General features: G+C 71.1%; 1 pseudogene. It reads left to right on the top strand.

From position 1 onward, the window contains the following. Window positions 1-246: pseudogene (locus BN358_RS26850) on the top strand (hypothetical protein); the annotation flags it as partial.

A 246-nucleotide genomic window follows, 5' to 3' on the forward strand; every position in this document is an offset into this window, starting at 1 on the left:
GACCGCGGCGGCTGGGACCACGCGTCGAGGATGCTGCGCTGGACCATTGTGGACGGCCGCTCGGCCAGCCTGGAGCTCATCGAGACCGGACGGCTGCCGGACCTGTTCAACGAGCGGGTCACGGCGAGCATCGCCTGCGTTCGCACGGTCAACCTCGCCGACCAGGGCTCCGCCGTGATCACCGCGCGCCGCAACTTGGCCGATCCGACGTCCGCCCTGATCTGGCGTGTGGCGCCTGGCAAGGGG

Origin of the sequence: Sedimentibacter sp. B4, assembly GCF_000309315.1 — a bacterium.
Classification (GTDB): Bacteria; Bacillota; Clostridia; order Tissierellales; family Sedimentibacteraceae; genus Sedimentibacter; species Sedimentibacter saalensis.